We start from the raw sequence: 21,193 nt of genomic DNA, 5'->3' as shown, positions 1-21,193 counted from the left end.
CCTCTATTATAATTTAATAATCAATATTGTATTAAATGTTTCTTCATATCATTTTGTGCCTTAGCAGCATTTAAAACACTTTCTTTACTTGAAGCTTGAGCTACGCCAACTCTCCAGAAACTTTCATATCCATCAGTCATTGTCTTAGGCATAACTTTTATATCTATAAGTGTTGATTTAGTTTCTTTTTTTGATTTTTCTATAGCCTCTTCAAGTTCCTTTAATGTCTTAACTTTATATGAAACCATACCGTAACCTTCAGCTATTTTGGCAAAATCAACTATTTGGAAATTACCATTATCATATTTGAATTCAGTACCATAAGATATTATTCCATTATTTCTCTGTAAATTATTAATACATCCAAAACCAGCATTATCGAACAGTATAACATTAATTTTCACACCAATAGCCAAAGCAGAAGCTATCTCAGAATGCCCCATAATAAAAGAACCATCTCCAGTCATAGCATAAACTTCTCTATCAGGATAGGCTAATTTTGCACCATAAGCTCCATTAACTTCATAGCCCATACATGAGAATGCATACTCAACATGATAAGTATCTTTATCATATACTTTCCACATTCTTTGCAAATCACCAGGTAAAGATCCGGAAGAACCAACTATTATGGCATTTTTATCAATTAATTTATTTATTAAAGCCAAAGCAGTTGTTTGAGGTAAAGCACCATTTGACTCTTCAAAAAATTTTTTAGGTGCATTATCATCATGATTTTTTATTTCAGGCGTAAATGGCTTATCTTTATCAAAAGTTATACTAGCAAGTCTATCATATTCTTTATTCCATTTATCCTTTACTTCTTTTAGATAATCTTCAGTATACTCAGCCTTATAACCTGACAATTCTTTTTCTAAAGCCTCCAATGATAATTTAGCATCGGCTTTTATTTGAACAGCATCCAATTTAGCAGCATCCAATGGATTAACATTGATATTTATAAATTTTTTAGCATTTACAAATTGACTTTTTGAAGATGTTGTAAAATCAGAATATCTAGTTCCTACACCTATTATTAAATCAGCTTCTTTAGCTATTATATTAGCAGCCAAAGCTCCTGTAGCACCTATTCCTCCAAGATTATATAATTCGCCTTCCATTAATACGCCTTTTCCAGCTTGAGTTTCTCCTACAGGTATATTAAATTTTTTAGCAAATTTTAATAATGTCTCATCAGCCAAAGAATATCTTGCATCGCCTCCGCATATTATTAAAGGCTTCTTATATTTTTTAATATTTTCAGATGCAATTTTTATTATATTTTCACTAGGTGACTGTCTTTCTATATAATGTACCCTTTTATCTAAAAAAGATTTTGGGAAATCATAAACTTCGCCTTGTACATCCTGAGGCAATGCCACACATACAGCACCTGTTTTAGCAGGGTCTGTTAATACTCTCATGGCATTAATCATAGCAGTCATAAGCTGTTCAGGTCTGCTAACTCTGTCAAAATATTTGCATACTGCTCTAAATGAATCATTAGCTGTAATTAAAGCAGATTCTTCCTGCTCTATTTGTTGTAATACTGGATCCGGCTGTCTGCATGCATAAGTGTCTCCAGGCAATAATAGCAAAGGAATTCTATTTGCTGTAGCTGTAGCAGCAGCTGTAACCATATTCATAGCTCCAGGGCCTATTGATGAAGTACATGCATATATTTTTAATCTTCTATTTTGTCTTGCAAAAGCAGTAGCCGAATGAGCCATACCCTGTTCATTTCTGCCTATTATAAATTTTAAATTATGATTAGTATGTGCTAAAGCCTCTCCGAAACCAACTACATTACCATGTCCGAATATAGCAAATACTCCCTCTACAAACTTATACTCCTTTCCATCGAAACTAATATATTGATTATCTAAAAATTTTGTTAAAGCTTGTCCAACTGTCATGTTTATAGTTTCCATAATAATGCCTCTTATTTTTTATTTTTTAAAACCTTTCCATAATGAAACATCTTTATCTTCCAACCATGCATGTCTAGGATCAACATTTCTAGTTTTTTTCCATGGATTTCCATCTATATGTCTTATTATCCATGAAAAATATAAAGCATATCCAGGAGCAGCACATTGAGGATGAGTATTACCTCCTGGTATTAGTAAAAAGCTTTTATCATTTATGGTTTTAGCTTCTTCGTTTATAAACCTGGTATTAGTAAAAAGCTTTTATCATTTATGGTTTTAGCTTCTTCGTTTATAAATGCTGCACCGAATCCCTGAGGCTTATCAAATCTATAATAATAAATTTCAGGCTGAGGATGTGAATGCGGTATATAGCTTGACCATCTTCCAGGCAATGAGAATACTTCTCCAACTACTAAATTAGAATAAGGAGCATTATCATAATCAAAAAATGTTAATACTTCTCTAATTCCTGTATTATCCCAAACATCTACACCAAATCTTTGAACCAATACATCTTCAGGAGTATAAAACTTTATATCAAAAGTATTTTTATTAGTTGTAGATATTATTAGTATTTCAGCATTAGATTTAGTGCTAAGTTCAACTTCAATATTGCTAGGTATATGCAAAACAAAACCAGGTTTCTCGAACACTCCGCCTCTTTTAGCAGTATATGTTTTGCCATTTACTTTGAAATCTAATTCTCCTTCTACTAATTGTATTGCAGTTTCTTTATTTTCTTTTTTATCTACCTTGTAAGTATCATTATTTAATCTTATTAATGATACATCCATCATAGTAAAAGCATGTCTGCCTGTTTCTTCTGTTATAATTTCTTTATTCAAATTATTAGTTTTTATTACCATATTTCCCTCTATAAATTTATAGCAATTCTTTTATATAAACCTTTCTATTTTCTTCTAAAGATTTTTTAGCTGCTTTAGCTAATAAAAGAGATTGATATGCTTCTTCTATTGTTACAGGAGTTTCTTTATTATTTATAACAGCATCCATAAACATTTCTATTTCTGTTCTGTAAGCATCCATATATCTCTCTAAGAAAAAATGCAAAGGTTTATCATGTGTTATTCCATCAGATGTAGATATAACTAAAGTATTAGAAGTATCATTTGTGCATGATAAAGCACCTTTTTCACCATGTACTTCAGCTCTTTGATCATATCCATAGCTTGCTCTTCTGCTGTTAGTTATTACAGCCAAAGCACCATTTTCTAATTCTATACTCACTATAGCTGTATCTATATCGCTGCCTTCAGTTTTAATTTTAGAATCAACCAAAGCATCTCCTATTGCTGTTACACTTTTAGGATTTGAGCTGGATAAATATCTAACCATATCAAAATCATGAATCATCATATCGCAGAATAATCCGCCTGATACTTTAACATAGCTTATTGGAGGAGGCTCAGGATCTCTTGATGTTATTTGTATTAGTTCTAATTTTCCTATAACACCTTTATTTATATTGTCTCTAATAGCTTTAAAATTATGGTCAAATCTTCTATTAAATCCAACCATATATTTTTTAGAAGTTTTTGCAACCAATTCTTTTACATCCTTAACTCTATCTAATTCCAAATCTACAGGCTTTTCACAAAATACATGCTTGCCGGCATTTAAAGCCTCTATAGAAATACTATAATGCGTATCAGTAGGAGTACATATAAATACAGCATCAACTTCTTTATCATTCAATATATCCTTATAGTCTTTAGAAGTTTTTTCGATGCCCATTGTTTTGGCAGTCTCTTCTAAATCTCCTGCTATAGGATCTGCTATCCATTTAACCATAGCTCCATTAACATTTAAAGCTGCTTTTGCATGGACTTTACCAATACGTCCTGCACCGATAATTCCTATTTTTATCATAATAAAAACTCCCATATATTAATTTTTTTAAGAAATAGATCTTTTTCTTCTATATATATCCACACATACTGCTGCTACTATTATTGCACCTCTTACAAACTGCTGCCAATAAGGAGATATATTCATTAAATCCATAGTATTAGTTAATGTTCCCATTATAAGAACACCTATAAGAGTACCTCCTATAGTACCTATTCCTCCTGAATGAGATACACCTCCAACTGTTGCAGCTGCTATTGCATCAAGTTCATACCCTACTCCAAGACCGGGCTGTCCTGAGTTAATTCTTGATGATAATATTATGGCAGCTACAGATGACAATAAACCAGCATAGGCATATATAGCTATTTTTACTTTTGCTATAGGTATACCGCTTACAACAGCAGCATTTTCATTTCCTCCTATAGCATAAATAAATTTTCCAAATTTTGTATAATTAAGCATTATGTACGTTATAACTGTAAAAAATAAAAATATAATAACAGGTATAGGTACTCCTAATATGTCGCCTTGTCCTATAACAGTATATGAAGGAACTAAAGTACTTATAGGATTACCATTACTATATACAAATGCTAATCCTCTAGCGGATGTGTACATACCAAGAGTTGATATAAAGGCGGGAATACCAGCATAAGCAATGAAACCTCCATTAATAGCACCGCAAACAACACCTATCAATAAACCTACTAATATTGGAATAATAACAGGAAGTTCTGGTAAATTAGGGAACATTTTCAAACTCCATGAAGCCTGCTGAGCCAATGAAGCCACCACAACTGTAACAAGAGCCAATACAGAACCTGATGATAAATCAATACCTTTGGATATTATAACTAATGTAACTCCAAGAGATATTAAGCCCATCATACTAACCTGCCTCAATATATTTAATAGATTTCTTGTTTTAAGAAATAAACCCTGCGTTAGTATAGTTGCCAATATTATAAGAGCTATTAATATTAATATCTGACCATAATTATTTAAAAATTTTTTAATTGAAAATTTAGATTTCATAATGTCGACTCCATATTATAGTTTTTTATTTTTACATTTCCATGCCTGCAGCTAATGTCATTATTTTTTCTTGCGTAAGCCCTTCCTTATCCAAAACACCCATCAAATTCCCAGAATTCATTACAACAACTCTATCACAATTAGCTATTATTTCAGGCATTTCAGAAGAAATAAACATTACAGCACATCCTTTATTAGCTAAATCCTTTATTAATTGATAAATTTCCGTTTTAGCACCAATGTCTATTCCTCTTGTAGGCTCATCAAATATAAACAAATTTACATCTTCAATCATCCATCTAGCAAGCAATACTTTTTGCTGATTTCCGCCGCTTAATGAAGATATTGGAATATTGATATTTGACATTTTAATAGAAAGTTTATTTCTTAAATTTTCACACTCATTATTCAATACTTTATAATTAAGTAATTGAAATTTACTCAAAAACTTATTTAAAGAAACTATAGTCATATTATTAGCAACTGACAGTATAGGATATATACCTGTAACTTTTCTATCCTCTGTTATAAATGCTATCTTATTTTTTATTGCATCAATTGGTTTTTTTATGTTTATTTCATTTCCATTAAAAAATATCTTTCCAGAAGAAAGTTTTCTAATGCCGAATATAGCTTCTGCTATTTCAGTTCTGCCTGAACCAACTAATCCTGCAAAACCTAATATTTCTCCCTTTCTTATAGAGAAGGAAACATCTTTAAATTTATTTTCAGAAGACAAATTTTCTACTCTTATTATTTCCTCTCCTATATCTTTTTTACTATTATCTATCTTGTAAAAATCATCTAAACTTCTTCCAACCATATAATTTATCAGCTTAGTATTATCTATCTCATCTTTACTTCCAGTAGCAATCCATTTACCGTCTCTTAATATTGTAATGTCATCTACAATTTTATAAGTCTCTTCCATTTTATGAGTAGTATATATAATGCTAATACCTCTGCTTTTTAAATCTCTAATAACATTGAATAATATATCTATTTCTTTTTCAGTTATGGCAGATGATGGTTCATCCATTATTACCAATTTGGCATTATATGAAACGGCTTTTGCTATTTCCACCATTTGCTGTTGTGAAACAGTTAATTCTGCCATAAGTTTTTTAGGATCGCCTATAATAGTATCAAAATTCAGACTCTTTAATAAATTTAAAGCATCATTATACATTTTTTTATGATTAATAAGCCCGAACTTATTTAAAGGTTCTCTATTCAAATACAAATTTTCACAAATACTTCTGTAAGGTATATATGACAGTTCCTGATGTATCATCACAATACCCATTTCTAATGCTTGTCTTGGCGATGTAAAATGACAATGCTTGCCGTCAAATATTAATGTTCCGCTATCAGGCTGTATAATTCCCATTATAACTTTCATTAATGTAGACTTTCCTGCACCGTTTTCTCCCATGAGTCCATGCACACTTGCAGGTTTTATATGTATTTGAACACCATCAAGAGCTTTTGTACCGCCAAAAGTTTTATTAATTCCAGCAGCTTCTAATAAATATTGTTGTTTATTTTCCATATAAAATCCAAATATTATTTTTACACAATTTCACTAATTTTTACGGCTCTATTCTCTTTCAAAGATAAATTAGCCGCTAATGCCATTTTCAAAGCAGGTAAAGATTTTTCAGCAGTAACAGGAGAATCTCTATTATCCGATACATATTCCACAAATTGAGACATTTCATCAGCATAAGCATTTATATATCTAGGTAAAAAAGTATAAAAAGGCTTATCTTTAATAATACCATTTTGATTTTGCAGTATAACGTTAGTAGGACTGTCATTTTCAGATATTAAACTTCCGTTTGTACCTAAAACTTCTGCTCTTTGATCATATCCGTAATTAGCAAATCTTGAAGCGGTTATAACAGCCATTGCACCGCTTTTCATCTTAACTGTTATAACTGCAGTATCAACATCTCCAAATTCTCTAAGTTCAGGCATCAAAAATGAACTTCCAGATGCAAATAATTCATCAGGTTCATCTTTAATACTTTCTGTAAAAAATGATATCAAATCTAAATCATGTATACACAAATCTAAAAATATACCGCCTGAAGTTTTTAAGAACTCTATATTAGGAAAAGGACTATCATAATTTGTAAGCTTTATTAGTTGAATATTGCCTATTTCTCCTAAATCTATTCTGTCTTTAATTGCTTTATAATTATGATCAAATCTTCTGTTAAAACCAACCATAAGTTTTTTATCAGATTTTTTAGATGCTTCTATTACTTTTAAATGGTCTGCGATATTTGTTGCTATTGGTTTTTCACAAAATATATGTTTTCCCGCATTTAATGTTTTTATTATACTTTCTGTGTGTGTATTTGTAGGCGTACACAATATTACAGCATCTATAGTACTGTCAGATAAACATTCATCCAAACTTCTTGAATATTTAGCATTATATTGTTTAGCCTTATCTTCCAAATCTTTACTGTAGCTATCAACAAATAAAGATAAATTTACCTTACCTGATAATTTTTTATTAATAGTTTCAGCATGCACCAAACCTATTCTGCCAATCCCTACTAAAGCTATATTAATCATAAAAACTCCTTAAACTAGTTTATACCTCCCTAGTTTATTAAATAAATTAATAAACTAGGGCACAAGTATAATGGCAGTTTATTTTGCATTGTCTTTAGTTAATATAAGAGGTTCTATTAAATCCATTTTAAGAACTTCTTTGCCTTCTATTAAACTAATAATATTATCAACAGATTTTTGAGCTTGTATTACGCTATCCTGCAATACACTCATTGAAAAGCTTCCCTCTTTTATTCCATTCTGTCCGTCTGGAGTAGCATCAATTCCGCAAACTATAACTTCTCCTTCATTAGTACCTATTTTTTTTCCAGCCTGCTGTAAAGCCTGTGCAGCTCCTAATGCCATTTCATCATTATTAGCAAAAACTATATCTATAGGAACATTAGCAGTAAGCCATGTTTCAACTATTCTTAATCCTTGTTCTCTTTGCCAATTTCCAGTTTGTTCTCTGATGATTTTTATTCCTGAATTGTTAGCTTCTAAATATTCTTTTACTCCTGCAGTTCTTTTTATTACCCCGTCATTACCTAATATTCCCATAAGTACAACTGCATTTCCTGTTTTTCTAAATTGAGATACATATTCTGCCTGCAAACTTCCACATTTTGTTTCATTTATTCCAACAAAATAAAATGAATCTTCAGGCAAATTTAATGGCAATCTGTTAAAATATAAATGAGGTATATTATCTTTAACGAATATATCTTCTATAGGACCTGCTGATTCTGGATTTACAAGATTAATTAAAACCCCATCAACTTCTTGTATAGCTACATTTTCAAGAGCACTTTGCAATGTAGCATGGTCGCCTCTTCCGTCTACAAAAGATATTTCGTAATTTGGATAATTACTATTAACATATTCTTCCATAGCTTGTCTTACATAAGTCAAAAAAGTATCATTGAAGTCATTGAAAGCCCCAACAATTTTCTTCTTTTTTTGCTCAGTACCTCCAGAGCATGAAATTATTAACATCATAGATGCCAATAAAAATACTATAATTTTTCTCATATTTGTCCTCCGTTTTTATATTATTTATATTTATTATGACCTCTGGTGATATTAATACTGTTCTATTTTTTCCATTATTTTTAATCATATCAACTATGGAATCTATTATCATTTTTGCTTCTTCCTTAGTATCCTGCTTTATAGTTGCATACATTTTTCCTTCTTTGATAGATTGAATTCCGTTAGGAGTTGCATCTACACCCAACACCATTATTTCACCTTCATTTGTACCGAATTTCTTACCTGCTTTCTCTAAAGCTCTAATAGCTCCGACAGCCATATCATCATTATTGGAAAACACTATATTTATATCTAAGCCCAAATTTATCCATTTATCGACTATACTTTCAGCATTATTTTCATACCAATTTCCTGATTCCTGAGCTAATATTTTTATTTGAGTATTTTTAATATTATCAAAAATTCCCTCCGTTCTCAATTTTACAGCTTCATTATTATAATTGCCTGATAATATAACAGCATTTCCATTACTTCTTACTTTAAGCACTTCTTCAATTTGAAGAAAGGCTACACTCCTTTCATCCATACCAACATAACTATAGCTTCCTTCTTTTAAGGTGTTAGGTCTTACATTGAAATACAATAAAGGAGTGTTATTTTCCTTAGCATAACTATCTATTGATGATGCTATGCCGGAATTAGCCACTTGCAGTATTATTGCGTCTACTTCCTGAGTTATTAAACTTTCTATTTGAGACTGCTGCATAACACTGTCTTCAGATGTGCTCTTTTCTATAATGGTTAGATTTTTGTAATTTTCTTTAGCATATTTCTCTATATCATTAATCAATGCTTCAACAAATGTTGTGTTCACTCCATTTATAAGTGCTATTTTAAGATTATCATCATTATTTTGAGTATTTCCTGAACAGGCAATAATATTAACAGTTAGGAATAAGATTATTATTTTTTCATTTTATCTCCAATATTTAGATATATTTTAATAATATTTTGAATATATATTGGTTTATATTTTAATAGTATAGATATTTTTTGACGCTTTTCAATATATTTTTGATATTTTTTTAATTTTTAATTATTTTATTTAGACAATAGAATGTTTGAATTGTTGTTTAAGATATAATCAGAAATTTCTTTATCAGGCATCTTATCTGTTATTAAAATGTCTATATCTTTTAAATCGCAGTAAGTCATTAATGATACAGCATTAAATTTTGTACTGTCTGCTAATAGTATTATCTTATTGCTTTTTGATATGACCGTTCTTTTTATATCCGACTCTAAAGGAGAAGAATTTGTAACGCCGTTAGATATTGAGAATCCTGTTGTTGCCATAAAAGCTTTACTTATATTAAAATTTTTAATTGTTGATATACTTGTAGAGCCTACAAAAGAAAGAGTTTCTCTATTTAAACTTCCTGATAAAGAGATTATATTAATATTATTATAGTCCACAGCTCTATATATAACCTCTAAATTGTTCGTTAATACTGTTAAATTCTTTATTTTATCCAAATAATCAATCATATGAAACGTTGTTGTACCTGAATCTATAAAAATTATATCGTTTTCTTTTACTATACTTGCTGCTTTTTCTGATATTTTTATTTTTTCTTCTATATTTTCTATATTTCTTTCAGAAAATGATGTTAAATATTTTGTATTATGATTATTTACATTATTTAATGTCAATCCTCCGTAAGTCTTCATTATATTCGTATCTTTTAATATCTCATTCAAATCTCTTCTTATAGTGCTTTTAGATATACTAAAATTATTACATATTTGGTCTAGAGTTACACTTTTATTTTGATAAATATATTTTATTATATCATCTATTCTTTTGTATCTCATCATTTTCTCCATTTTTTTAGATTATATAATCATTTTTAGTAAAACACAAATATTATTTTTTATATTTTTATATAAATAATTAAAAATAATTAATATATTCTTGTTTTTTATTTATTATTATACTATAATATAATTAAGATATATTTAAAACTTAATAAGGAGTTACTCAATATGTCTTTAGTTATGATGAAAAAATTGGTTAATGAAGCATCTAAAAATAAAACTGCTGTAGGTGCTTTCAATATAGCAAATATGGAAATTCTCACTGGTGTTATAAAAGCAGCAGAAGAAACAAATACTCCTGTAATAATACAAACAGCTGAAAAGAGATTAAAATATTCGCCGCTGCATATTGTTTTTCCTATGATGATAAATGCAGCTAAAAAGTCTAAAGTAGATATAGCAGTACAGCTTGACCACGGCTACAGTATGGATATTATAAAAGAAGCAGCTGATTATGGAGCTACATCAATAATGTATGACGGTTCTCATCTTCCATTAGAAGAAAATATAAAAAATACTAATGAGTTATATAATTTTTTAAAAAATAAAAATATTAATTTAGAAGCAGAAATAGGAGTGCTTTCCGGAGATGAAGGTAATGGGAATATGAAAGAAATATGTACAGATGTTAATGAAGCAAAATATTTTTATGAGAATGCACATTTTGATGCTTTGGCAGTGTCTATAGGAAATGCTCATGGCCACTATAAAGGCACTCCTAAATTAAATTTTGAAGTATTAAAGACTTTAAACGAAATTATAGACACACCTCTTGTATTGCATGGAGGAACAGGAATCAGTGAAAATGATTTTAAAAAATCAATATCTTTTGGAATATCAAAAATTAATGTAGCCACTGCTAACTTTGATGCCTTTGTAAGAGCATCTTCAAATTACTTTAAAAACAATACATCTTTCGATTATTTTTCTCTTAATGAATATATAATTGAAGAGGTATTTAAAACAACAGCTAATTATATTAATATATTTAACAATAAATAATTAGGAGGATACAGTATGGAATATATTGAATTTGATAATAAAAGAGAATATGATCTTATTCTTATCGGCAGGGTTACAATTGATTTTAACCCACAGGATTATTATAAAAGCTTGGCAGAAAGTTCAACATTTATAAAATATTTGGGTGGATCTCCTGCTAATATAGCTATAGGATTATCAAGACTTGGAAAAAAATGCGGTTTTTTTTCAAGAGTATCAGACGATGCTTTTGGAGATTTTTGTATAGAAACTTTTAAAAAAGAAAATGTGGATGTATCTCATATAAAAAAGGCTGAAAATGGTGAAAAATTAGGTTTAACTTTCACAGAAATTTTAAGCAAAGAAGAAAGCAGCATTTTAATGTATAGAAATAGTGCAGCTGATTTAACATTACACGTAGATGATATATCTGAAGATTATATAAGAAAAAGTAAAGCCATACTAATATCTGGTACATCTTTAGCACAATCTCCATCAAGAGAAGCAGCACTTAAAGCTGTTATGTTGGCAAATAAAACCAAAACTCCAATAATATTTGATATAGATTATAGAGAATATAATTGGGCTAATAAAGATGAAATATCTATATATTATTCTATAGTTGCTAATGAATCCAGTATTATTTTAGGTTCAAAGGAAGAATATGAACTTACTGCTTCATTATTTGGAAACAGTTTTACAGATAAAGAAATAGCTGATTATTATTTCAGCAGAAAGGCAAAAATAGTTTTAATAAAACATGGAAAAGAAGGTTCAACTGCCTATATCAAAAATGTGGGTAATTATACTATTAAGCCATTCCCTATACAAAAACTAAAATCTTTCGGTGGCGGAGACGGATATGCATCTGCATTCTTGTATGGAATATTTGAAGGAATAGATATATATGAAGCATTAGAATTAGGAAGTGCATCTGCTTCACTATTGGTAGCAAGTCATGGATGTTCATCTTTTATGCCTAAACTAGAAGATATACAAAAATATATCAGTGATTGTAAAAAAGAATATGGTGATATGGTTGCCAGAGAATAAGTGATTTAATAAAAAACCCAGCTTTTTTTATTAAAAGCTGGGCAAAAAATAATCATTAAGCATATACATCCAACATCTTTCCCATGTTAATATTTATAGGTGCAGATGATCCCTGAGAAGTTACTATGCTTGCAACTTTCTCAGCAGATTGAGCAGAACCATAAGCTGAAGAATTGTAAACATTTAATCCAGCAGAAGTCATATGTCTAGTCAATGGAAACATTTCAGATGAATAAATAGAATAAACTCCCATTTATAACCTCCAAAGACTTATTTATACATTTAATATCGGAATGTATATAATATTTATTAAATTTTATACAATTATTACAAATAAAATGTTTTACTTTTTATATTTTTTATTATTAAAATATATTGACTTCTTTATGTATTATACATATACTAGGTATATTAAAGAAATATATATTTATGGAGTGAAAAAATGAAAAAAATATTAATAGTAGGCGGTGTTGCAGGAGGAGCTTCAGCTGCTGCAAGACTTAGAAGATTAAACGAACAAGATAAAATAATAATGTTTGAAAAAGGGCCTCATGTATCATTTTCTAATTGTTCGCTTCCTTATCATATAGGCGGATTAATTCCTAATGAAGAAACTTTACTTCTTATGTCGCCTGAGAAATTTTTAAAGCAATTTAATGTTGATGCCAGAGTTAATAGTGAAGTTATAGCTATAGATAGAGAAAAAAAAGAAGTTACTGTTGTATGCGAGGGTAGAGAATATAAAGAAAGTTATGATAAACTTATACTTTCTATGGGTGCTAAACCTATAGTTCCTCCTATTAAAGGAATAGAAAAAGTTAATGTATTTACTGTAAGAAATGTTGTTGATATAAGTAAAATACATCATTTTCTTAACGGCAAGCCTAAGGCTAAAGTAGCTGTTATAGGCGGAGGATTTATAGGTATTGAAATGGCTGAAAATTTGAAACATGCTGGATATAATGTAACAATAGTAGAAGCATTGCCTCAAATAATGAAGCCCTTCGATTATGATATGGTTCAAATTTTACATAGGGAATTAATTGATAATGGTGTTGAATTAATTGTTAATGATAAAGTTGATAGTTTTGATACTAATACAGTAGTTTTAGCTTCAGGAAAGAAAGTAGAGGCTGATGCTGTTATACTTGCTATAGGAGTAGCACCAGAAACTGATATAGCAGTTAAAGCAGGCATAGAGTTAGGAAAAACTAAAGCTATTAAAGTTGATTCTAACTATAGAACTAATGATAAAGATATTTATGCTGTTGGTGATGCTATAGAAGTTTATGGAGCATTATTCAATGATTATTTCAAATTGGCATTAGCTGGACCTGCTCAAAAACAAGCTAGAGCAGTTGCAGATCATATTAACGGAAGAACAGTAGATAACAGAGGATTCATAGGTTCATCAGTTATAAAAGTATTCGGATATAATGGAGCTTCTACAGGACTTTCTGAGGGCTTTATTAAGGCTATGAATTTGAACATAGACTATGATACAGTTGATATAATTCCTTTTGACGGTGTATCAATTATGCCTACTACAAAATTAGTGCATTTCAAGCTTATATATGAAGTTCCAACAGGAAAAATTTTAGGTGCTCAGGCAATAGGCAGAGGAAATGTTGATAAGAGAATAGATGTTATAGCTACAGTTATAAAATTCGGCGGAACTATAGATGATTTGAAAGATTTGGAATTATGTTATGCTCCTTCATTCGGAACTGCTAAAGATGTAGTTAATTTTGCTGGTTATGTGGCATCTAATTTAAGAAATGGAGACTTTAAGCAGGTACATTATAGTCAGGTTAGAGAGTTAGTTGAAAAAGATTCTTATTTCTTAGATGTAAGAATGCCGGAAGATTTTGCTTTAGGACATTTAGAAAAGGCTGTTAATATACCTTTAGGAGCCTTAAGAAGCAGATATAATGAAATACCTAGAGATAGAACAGTATATATTACTTGTAAAACAGGATTAACCAGCTATACTGCTTGTAAAATACTTCAAAATATGGGATTTGATAATGTTGTTAATGTTTCAGGAGGATTTATAGGTTTATCACAATATGAATATTATAATGATAAAACTACAGGAAGAAAACCAATATTGACATCATATTTCAAATAATTTTGATTATAAGTTAAATTTATATATAAGGCTATTTTTGTTTATTATAAAAATAGCCTTTTTTATGTAATGCAAACTATTTTTGTATTTTATTTTGAAAAAATATTTTGTAAAAATCTATTTTTTTTATATAATAGTAAATATATAGATTTTTTTAAGGATTTAAATTATGGTTATAGAAAATGGATTAAATATAGTGTCTCCTTCGGAGGCGGGTGAAATTATTAAAAATATCGAAAATATAGTTATACTTGATGTAAGAACAGAGATGGAGCATAACTATGAAGGTATGATTGAAGATTCCATTTCTATGGATTTCCTTAAGCCAAGGGTGTTTAAAAGAGAAATATCCAAGCTAGATAAAGAAACTCCTTACTTGTTGTATTGTTCTGTTGGTAAATTGAGTATGAAAGCAGCCGAATATATGAAAGATGAGGGATTTAATACTCTTTATGTATTAGATGGCGGATTAAAAGCTTGGAATAAACATTTTGGTGATAGCAACAAGGTGTCTAAATTTGATAGAGAGGAGGCTTTGGAAAGACGTAAGAGACTTATTATCAGATTAAACAGAATTGAAGGTCAAATTAAAGGTATGAAGAAAATGTTAGCTAAGGGTGAGTATTGCGGAGATATACTCAATCAGTCTCTCGCTGTTAAGGCAGCTATGGGCAGTGTTAATCAAGAAATTATGGAAGTCTTTTTGAATACTTGTATGATTTCTCCTAAAGAAAAAGATGATTTCTTTAGATATATGAGAAAACTTATAAAGTAATTTATTGTTTGAAATTTTATGTTTTGTTATTATGTTGAAAATGGCTTTTAATATTCTTATATTAAAGGCCGTTTTTTATTTATATTCAATTTTTAGTATATATCTAAACAATTATATTTTGTCAAAATAATTTTTTTAATTTAAAATATTTTCAGGGCTTTGCCCAGAACCCCAGTTCTTTTACGACCGAAGGAAGTACTGCGACTGAAAGGAGTACCTTTAGGTATAGTATTGATATAAGGCACAGCCCGCCTTCGGCGAGACCTATATCCTCGACAAGCTTAGATACGCTTCGCGAACAACTGCATTTTTAACCTAAAATTAGGGTATTACACCATATTTAATAGATATTCTTAAAATATAAAGTTCTAGTAATTGCGTTTTTGCGAAGCGTGCCTGTGGCAGCTACTTTGGCGAAGCCCGCCTGTGGCGTGTGCGGCAAAAAAGTAGATAAAATTTATATAAAGTGCATCAGTTGACAAACTTAAAAATTTTCAGTATATACAAAAAAAATGGGGACTGCTTAAAACAATCCCAATTAAAAAAATATTGAATTATTATTTATTAATTATTTTCCCCATTCGTCAGGGTTTTTATTCCATTCTAATGCTTTTTTTAATTCTTCTTCCGTTATATAATTTTCATCTTTAGCTATTTCCATAAGAGATGAGAAATTTGACAATGATGAGAATTTTATTCCTGCTTCTTCAAAGTTTTTATAAGCTTTTTCAAATTCATAAGAGAATATAGCTATAATTTCAAGACCTATAGCTCCTTCACTTTTAGCAGCTTCAAATGCTTTTATAGAGCTTCCTCCAGTAGATATTAAATCTTCTATTAATATCAATTTTTTACCTTCACATTCAGCACCTTCTATTTGTTTACCTCTGCCATGTTCTTTCTTTTCAGCTCTTATATAACAAAGAGGCTTATTAAGTTCATAAGCTATGAAAGATGCCCAAGGTATTCCTGCAGTAGCAGTACCAGCTATTACATCAAAATCTTTATCTTTAAGAATACTTACGAAAGCATCTACTATAACTTGTCTTGCTTCAGGAAAACCTATAACATATCTATTATCGCAATAAATAGGGCTTTTTATGCCGGATACAAAAGTAAATGGTTCTTTAACATTTAATTTTACAGCTTTAGTATCTAATAAAGCACCGGCTATTAATTTTGCTTTTAATTTTTTATTGTTAGCTATTCCTTCCGCAATTTCTTCAACAACCATTTTACATGCTTTTACTCTGTCTTCGTTTCTTGTAATAGGTCTTCCAACGACCAAGTAATCGCAGCCGTTTTCTATGGCTTCTTTAGGAGTCATTATTCTTTCCTGATCATCAACGCTAGCCCATTTAGGTCTTACTCCAGGACAAACAGTTCTGAAATTCTCTCCGCACTCTTTTTTTATTATTGCAGCTTCTCTAGGAGAACATACAACACCATCAAGTCCAGACTCTTTTCCTAATTTTGCCCAGTTAACAGCTAAATCTGTAAGTGCTAAATTAGAGCTGAACATATTTTTTACATCATTTTCTGATAAACTTGTAAGTATTGTTACACCAATTATAAGATTGTCTTTATTGAGTTTTTTGATCTCTTCAACTGTTTTTTCCATCATCTTTTTACCGCCGCTTGTATGCACATTAAACATAAATATATTTTGTTTAGCAGCAAAAAGTGAAGCCATAGCAGTAGTATTAGGTATATCATGAAATTTTAAATCAAGAAATACTTTTTTATTTTTACTAGCCAAATACTCTATTATTTCACCTTTAGTATATAGGAAAAGTTCAAGTCCTACTTTATAGAATACAGCTTCATCGCCAAGTTCATCTATTAGCTTTGTAGCTTCTCCCATAGAATTAAAGTCCAATGCTATAATTAATCTTTCTTTTGGATTATCAGTTAATTTTATCATAAGATTTATCCTTAATTATTATTTGTTATATAAAATTAATTAAATTACTAAATATATTATAAATGAGCTGCACCTATTAAATCTTTTATGTTTTGTATATTATTTTCTTTAAGGTAATTATTAATACCATCTATAACTTCAATAGGAAGGGTAGGGTTGGAAAATATTCCAGCACCTATAGAAACCAAAGTAGCACCAGCCATTATAAACTCTAAAGCATCATTATAATTGCTTATCCCACCCATACCAACTATTGGAATTTTTACAGCTTTATACACTTGATAAACCATTCTAACAGCAATAGGTCTTATACAAGCACCTGATAAACCTCCAAATGTATTTCCTAAAAGCGGTTTTCTAGTTTTTGTATCTATTTTCATAGCCAAAAATGTATTAACTAATGATACACTGTCAGCTCCTGCATTTTCAACAGCCTTTGCTATGCTTGATATATCTGTAACATTAGGAGAAAGCTTCACTATTAATGGTTTTTTAGTTAATACTTTTTTTATAGCTTTTGTGGTAGATTCAGCACTTTCGCAGCTTGCACCAAAAGCCATACCTCCATTTTTTACATTAGGACATGATATATTAAGCTCTATAAAATCAACTCTTTCTATCTCATTTGCAATTTCAGCTACCTTTACATATTCATCTATTGTAGCCCCGTTTATATTCAAAATTATAGGTGTTGTGTATTTTATATTTTTTACTATATTTTCTTTGAAATACTCTATACCGGGGTTTTCAAGTCCTATACAGTTTATCATTCCAGAAGGTGTTTCTGCTGTACGTGTTCCTTTATTTCCTTCTTTTTTATTTAAAGTAATTCCTTTTAAATTTACAGCACCGAGTTTATTAATATCAAAATAATTACTGTATTCTTCACCGAAACCAAAACAGCCTGAAGAAGTTATTACATTATTTTTTAATTGTTTATTTAAAAAGTTTATATTTAATTTATCCATAATAAATTATCCGTAAAAAATTATATATTTAATAGTTTAGAATCAAATACAGGGCCGTCATGACATACTTTTTTTAATATATAGCCATTTTCTGAGTTTTCATCTTTTATTTCTATATTGCATCCTAAACAAGCATTAACTCCGCAAGCCATTCTTTCTTCTAATGAGGCATAGCATTGTATATTATTTTCTCTAGCAACTTTTATTAAACCTTTCATCATTATTGTAGGGCCGCAAGTATATATAATATCAAAACTTTTTTCTTTTAATATTTCTTTTGTTTTATCTACAGTATTACATTTATCTCCAACAGATCCGTCATCTGTAGTTATATATAGTTCCATATTATCAGTATTGAATCTTTGCATTATTTTTATAGCACTTTCATTTGATCCGCCCATTATTAATGTTATTGAATTATTAGTATTTAATTTTTCTATAAGAAGTTTAATAGGAGCTATTCCCATTCCGCCAGCTACAATTAATACTTTTTTATTTTGAATAGATGTATCAAAACCATTTCCTAAAGGACCCTGAATATTAATAGTATCATCTTTTTTTAAAGTTGATAAATATTTAGTTCCTTCACCTTTTACTTGATAATAGAATTCTAATACATCATTATCTATATAATGCAGACTTATAGGACGTCTTAAAAAAGTACTGCTTTTAAGCATAAAAAATTGTCCTGCTTTAGAGTGTTTATAGCTTTCTTTTGATTTTACTCTTAATATATATTTATCACTGCATATTTGTATATTATCTGATATGATACAATCTTCTAAAAACATTTTATAAACCTTTCATTCAATCAAAATTAAATATTTGCATATAAAAAAAGAATGCCCAATCTCAGTAAAGAGAGAGCATTCTTGAATATTCTTATAGGTAGTTATAAATAAAAAATATGTTCCTCATAAAGTCCTAATATATCATATTTTGTCAAAAATTCAAGTATTTAAAAAATTTATTACGATTTTAAAACTTTCTTTTTAATACTATAGCTTTATGCGGACATAACTCCTGACAGCAGTAGCATGATATACAATTTTTATAATAATATTCAGGAGGATAATCCTTACCTTTTTTATCAAAATTTAGTGCTAATGGGGTTACAGGACAAACTTTAACACAAACCCCACATTTTATACATTTATTTTTATCTATAACAGGTTTAGGTATAATAACAGCAAATAATCTTTTTATTATAGGGAATTTGCTTAATTTCATCAAACTTCTTCCTATACCTACACCTTTATGAGGCTTCTTAAAATCATTTACTTTTACACTTTCTATACCATCTCCCAATACTTCAATATCATCTTTATTACAAAAATTATGCTTAAATCCCATTTTTAAAGTTGGTATTGTGTTATAATCAAATGATATTATTTGAGAAGCTACATAATCTAAAGCTACAGCATTATCTGATACTATTATAGCATTAATTTTTCTAGGACTTCCGTTTCTTGGACCGTTTCCTTCCATAGCAAGTATACCGTCCATTATATAAAGTTTAGGATTAACTAGCTTATTCAAATCAAGAAGCATAGTTGAAAAATCTTCAAAATCTGGAAGTTTCAAATGATACTCCGCTTTCCTAAAACCTGGAATACATCCGAATTGATTTTTTACAGCTCCGGTCATTGTTGTCAAAGCATGTGATTTTAATTTAGGCAAACTTATTATAACATCTGCTTCCTGAATAGGTTTAGCTATTGTAAAACTTTTCTCCTGCACTCCATTTTCATAAGAAACTCCTACAGGCTCTTCAAAATCAGCATATTTAACATTTAATTTGTTTGCAGCCTCATCTATACCAGCCTTCAAAGCTACGGTATTTCCTTTGCCTATGCCTGGTGAATCTCCATAAGAAATATCATTAATATTTTTTTCTCTAAGTATAGAAACTACTGCCTCAAATACTATAGGATGAGTTGTTACAGATCTGTCTGCGGATTCTGCTGCTAATAAATTAGGCTTTAATAATACCTTATCATTTTCTTTTACAAATAAGTCTATTCCGCCAATCAAATCTATAGCTCTATTAATAGACTTTTTTACTTCTTCTAAATCATAATTCTCACATTTTATTATAGCAACTTTACTCATAATATTAACCTTATTTAAAATCAATAATTTTTATATTTTATTTTTCCAACTCTAAAATATCATTATATCCTTTTTCTCTTGCTATATTAAAAATTGTCTTTCTATCTTTATTAAAAACTGAAGTATCAGCACCATTTTCTATAAGCAATTTTACTAATGCTGTATTACCATTTTCAATAGCGGTAAATATCAAATTTACAGCTTCTTCGCTTGAACTATTAATAGTATCTTTAGAATTAACATCAGCACCTTTTTCTATCAAATATTCAGCTATTTCTGTGTTTTGATTATTAACTGTAGCAACCAATAAAGAAAATGGTATATTTCTATAATCTGTATATTTCATAGTTGGATCAATACCTTTATCAATCAAATATTTTACTATATCAAAACGCTCAAGCTTAATAGCATGAACAATTAAAGGCTCTCCTTTTTCATTGACTCTTCCTATATCAGCACCATTTTCTATGAGTTTTTTGACAAGTTTAATATACCCCATAAGTGAAGCCCTCATTAAAGGTGTAAGACCGTTAAAATCAACTTTATTGACACTAGCACCATATCCTATTAATTCAATAGCCTTTTCTTCTGTAGGATAATACATAGCAGCAAATACTATTGGAGATATATATGCATATTTTGATTGCCATTTCTCTAAAGATGATGCATCTCTTACAAGATTAAGCTCCTCAAGCGCCTTCAAATTCTCATCTCCTGCCATTTGAAGTATATCATCAATATCTTCATTAGTAGCATATCCTTCATAAATTTCATATGTATTAAAAACATTGGTTTCTAATGTTTCCGGCATATTATTAATATTAGAACTTATTTCTGTATCAGAAATTGTTTCATTATTTTCATTTTTATTTGAATTGCAGCTTATTAAGTTAATTAGTACAACAACTATGATAACAAATTTCTTCATACTACCTCCAATTACATAATTTTTAATTATAATCAATTTTTTTG

20 protein-coding genes are annotated in these 21,193 nt (G+C 29.4%); 4 read left to right on the top strand and 16 right to left on the bottom strand.

The genetic code is table 11. The features are described 5' to 3' along the window. Positions 1 to 20: 20 nt before the first annotated feature. From iolD to T324_RS0105615, 10 genes are all read right to left on the bottom strand, one after another. Complete coding sequence (gene iolD / locus T324_RS0105655; RefSeq protein ID WP_028329342.1) at positions 21 to 1,931, bottom strand: 3D-(3,5/4)-trihydroxycyclohexane-1,2-dione acylhydrolase (decyclizing); 1,911 nt, start codon at positions 1,929 to 1,931, stop codon at positions 21 to 23. A gap of 18 nt (positions 1,932 to 1,949) precedes the next feature. Further along, on the bottom strand, positions 1,950 to 2,168 hold the full coding sequence (locus tag T324_RS18960) for a 5-deoxy-glucuronate isomerase (protein ID WP_084548629.1): 219 nt from the start codon (positions 2,166 to 2,168) through the stop codon (positions 1,950 to 1,952). Further along, positions 2,165 to 2,797 carry a 5-deoxy-glucuronate isomerase gene (locus T324_RS16860; protein ID WP_051436802.1) on the bottom strand — a complete coding sequence of 211 codons (633 nt, stop codon included), beginning with the start codon at positions 2,795 to 2,797 and terminating at the stop codon, positions 2,165 to 2,167. Before T324_RS16860 ends, T324_RS18960 begins: the two co-directional genes overlap by 4 nt. Positions 2,798 to 2,813: 16 nt before the next feature. Further along, complete coding sequence (gene iolG, locus T324_RS0105645; protein ID WP_028329341.1) at positions 2,814 to 3,821, bottom strand: inositol 2-dehydrogenase; 1,008 nt, start codon at positions 3,819 to 3,821, stop codon at positions 2,814 to 2,816. 27 nt (positions 3,822 to 3,848) lie between these two features. Next, the gene (locus T324_RS0105640; protein ID WP_051436801.1) at positions 3,849 to 4,838 is read right to left on the bottom strand and encodes an ABC transporter permease; all 990 of its coding nucleotides are present in this window, start codon (positions 4,836 to 4,838) and stop codon (positions 3,849 to 3,851) included. A gap of 31 nt (positions 4,839 to 4,869) precedes the next feature. Continuing rightward, complete coding sequence (locus tag T324_RS0105635; protein WP_028329339.1) at positions 4,870 to 6,390, bottom strand: sugar ABC transporter ATP-binding protein; 1,521 nt, start codon at positions 6,388 to 6,390, stop codon at positions 4,870 to 4,872. Between the two features lie 20 nt (positions 6,391 to 6,410). Further along, positions 6,411 to 7,427 carry an inositol 2-dehydrogenase gene (gene iolG, locus T324_RS0105630; RefSeq protein ID WP_028329338.1) on the bottom strand — a complete coding sequence of 339 codons (1,017 nt, stop codon included), beginning with the start codon at positions 7,425 to 7,427 and terminating at the stop codon, positions 6,411 to 6,413. Between the two features lie 78 nt (positions 7,428 to 7,505). Next, positions 7,506 to 8,438, bottom strand: coding sequence for a substrate-binding domain-containing protein (locus tag T324_RS16855; protein ID WP_051436800.1), 933 nt, complete (start codon positions 8,436 to 8,438; stop codon positions 7,506 to 7,508). Next, positions 8,371 to 9,273, bottom strand: a complete 903-nt coding sequence (locus tag T324_RS0105620; RefSeq protein WP_169730105.1) for a sugar ABC transporter substrate-binding protein — start codon at positions 9,271 to 9,273, stop codon at positions 8,371 to 8,373. Before T324_RS0105620 ends, T324_RS16855 begins: the two co-directional genes overlap by 68 nt. 227 nt (positions 9,274 to 9,500) lie before the next feature. Continuing rightward, the gene (locus tag T324_RS0105615) at positions 9,501 to 10,274 is read right to left on the bottom strand and encodes a DeoR/GlpR family DNA-binding transcription regulator (protein WP_028329336.1); all 774 of its coding nucleotides are present in this window, start codon (positions 10,272 to 10,274) and stop codon (positions 9,501 to 9,503) included. Positions 10,275 to 10,445: 171 nt separating this feature from the next. Here T324_RS0105615 and T324_RS0105610 point away from each other — a divergent pair, with 171 nt between their 5' ends. Then, positions 10,446 to 11,279 (top strand): ketose-bisphosphate aldolase, encoded by an 834-nt coding sequence (locus tag T324_RS0105610; protein ID WP_028329335.1) that lies wholly within the window; start codon positions 10,446 to 10,448, stop codon positions 11,277 to 11,279. A gap of 15 nt (positions 11,280 to 11,294) precedes the next feature. Then, positions 11,295 to 12,311 (top strand): 5-dehydro-2-deoxygluconokinase, encoded by a 1,017-nt coding sequence (gene iolC, locus T324_RS0105605; RefSeq protein ID WP_028329334.1) that lies wholly within the window; start codon positions 11,295 to 11,297, stop codon positions 12,309 to 12,311. 55 nt (positions 12,312 to 12,366) lie between these two features. Here the strand turns inward: iolC and T324_RS0105600 are convergent, their stop codons facing one another. Further along, positions 12,367 to 12,564: a hypothetical protein gene (locus T324_RS0105600; protein WP_028329333.1), complete on the bottom strand. Its 198-nt coding sequence runs from the start codon at positions 12,562 to 12,564 to the stop codon at positions 12,367 to 12,369. 189 nt (positions 12,565 to 12,753) lie between these two features. On the opposite strand from T324_RS0105600, the gene T324_RS0105595 reads away from it, so the two are divergent. Together T324_RS0105595 and T324_RS0105590 are read left to right on the top strand one after the other, a co-directional pair. Next, positions 12,754 to 14,442, top strand: a complete 1,689-nt coding sequence (locus T324_RS0105595; RefSeq protein ID WP_028329332.1) for an FAD-dependent oxidoreductase — start codon at positions 12,754 to 12,756, stop codon at positions 14,440 to 14,442. A gap of 169 nt (positions 14,443 to 14,611) precedes the next feature. Then, positions 14,612 to 15,217 carry a metal-sensing transcriptional repressor gene (locus T324_RS0105590; RefSeq protein ID WP_028329331.1) on the top strand — a complete coding sequence of 202 codons (606 nt, stop codon included), beginning with the start codon at positions 14,612 to 14,614 and terminating at the stop codon, positions 15,215 to 15,217. Positions 15,218 to 15,785: 568 nt separating this feature from the next. Here T324_RS0105590 and pyrF read toward each other — a convergent pair. From pyrF to T324_RS0105565, 5 genes are all read right to left on the bottom strand, one after another. Further along, positions 15,786 to 17,141: an orotidine-5'-phosphate decarboxylase gene (gene pyrF, locus T324_RS0105585; protein WP_028329330.1), complete on the bottom strand. Its 1,356-nt coding sequence runs from the start codon at positions 17,139 to 17,141 to the stop codon at positions 15,786 to 15,788. A gap of 56 nt (positions 17,142 to 17,197) precedes the next feature. Then, positions 17,198 to 18,109 carry a dihydroorotate dehydrogenase gene (locus T324_RS0105580; RefSeq protein ID WP_028329329.1) on the bottom strand — a complete coding sequence of 304 codons (912 nt, stop codon included), beginning with the start codon at positions 18,107 to 18,109 and terminating at the stop codon, positions 17,198 to 17,200. 20 nt (positions 18,110 to 18,129) lie between these two features. Continuing rightward, positions 18,130 to 18,900, bottom strand: a complete 771-nt coding sequence (locus T324_RS0105575; protein WP_028329328.1) for a dihydroorotate dehydrogenase electron transfer subunit — start codon at positions 18,898 to 18,900, stop codon at positions 18,130 to 18,132. A gap of 187 nt (positions 18,901 to 19,087) precedes the next feature. Further along, positions 19,088 to 20,221: a DUF362 domain-containing protein gene (locus tag T324_RS0105570; RefSeq protein ID WP_028329327.1), complete on the bottom strand. Its 1,134-nt coding sequence runs from the start codon at positions 20,219 to 20,221 to the stop codon at positions 19,088 to 19,090. Between the two features lie 37 nt (positions 20,222 to 20,258). After that, the gene (locus tag T324_RS0105565) at positions 20,259 to 21,149 is read right to left on the bottom strand and encodes an ankyrin repeat domain-containing protein (RefSeq protein ID WP_028329326.1); all 891 of its coding nucleotides are present in this window, start codon (positions 21,147 to 21,149) and stop codon (positions 20,259 to 20,261) included. Positions 21,150 to 21,193: the final 44 nt, after the last annotated feature.

The organism is Brachyspira alvinipulli ATCC 51933 (assembly GCF_000518245.1).
GTDB classification, from domain to species: Bacteria; Spirochaetota; Brachyspiria; order Brachyspirales; family Brachyspiraceae; genus Brachyspira; species Brachyspira alvinipulli.
The sequence above is the reverse complement of the archived record's forward strand: the minus strand, read 5'-3'. Positions and strand labels throughout refer to the sequence as shown.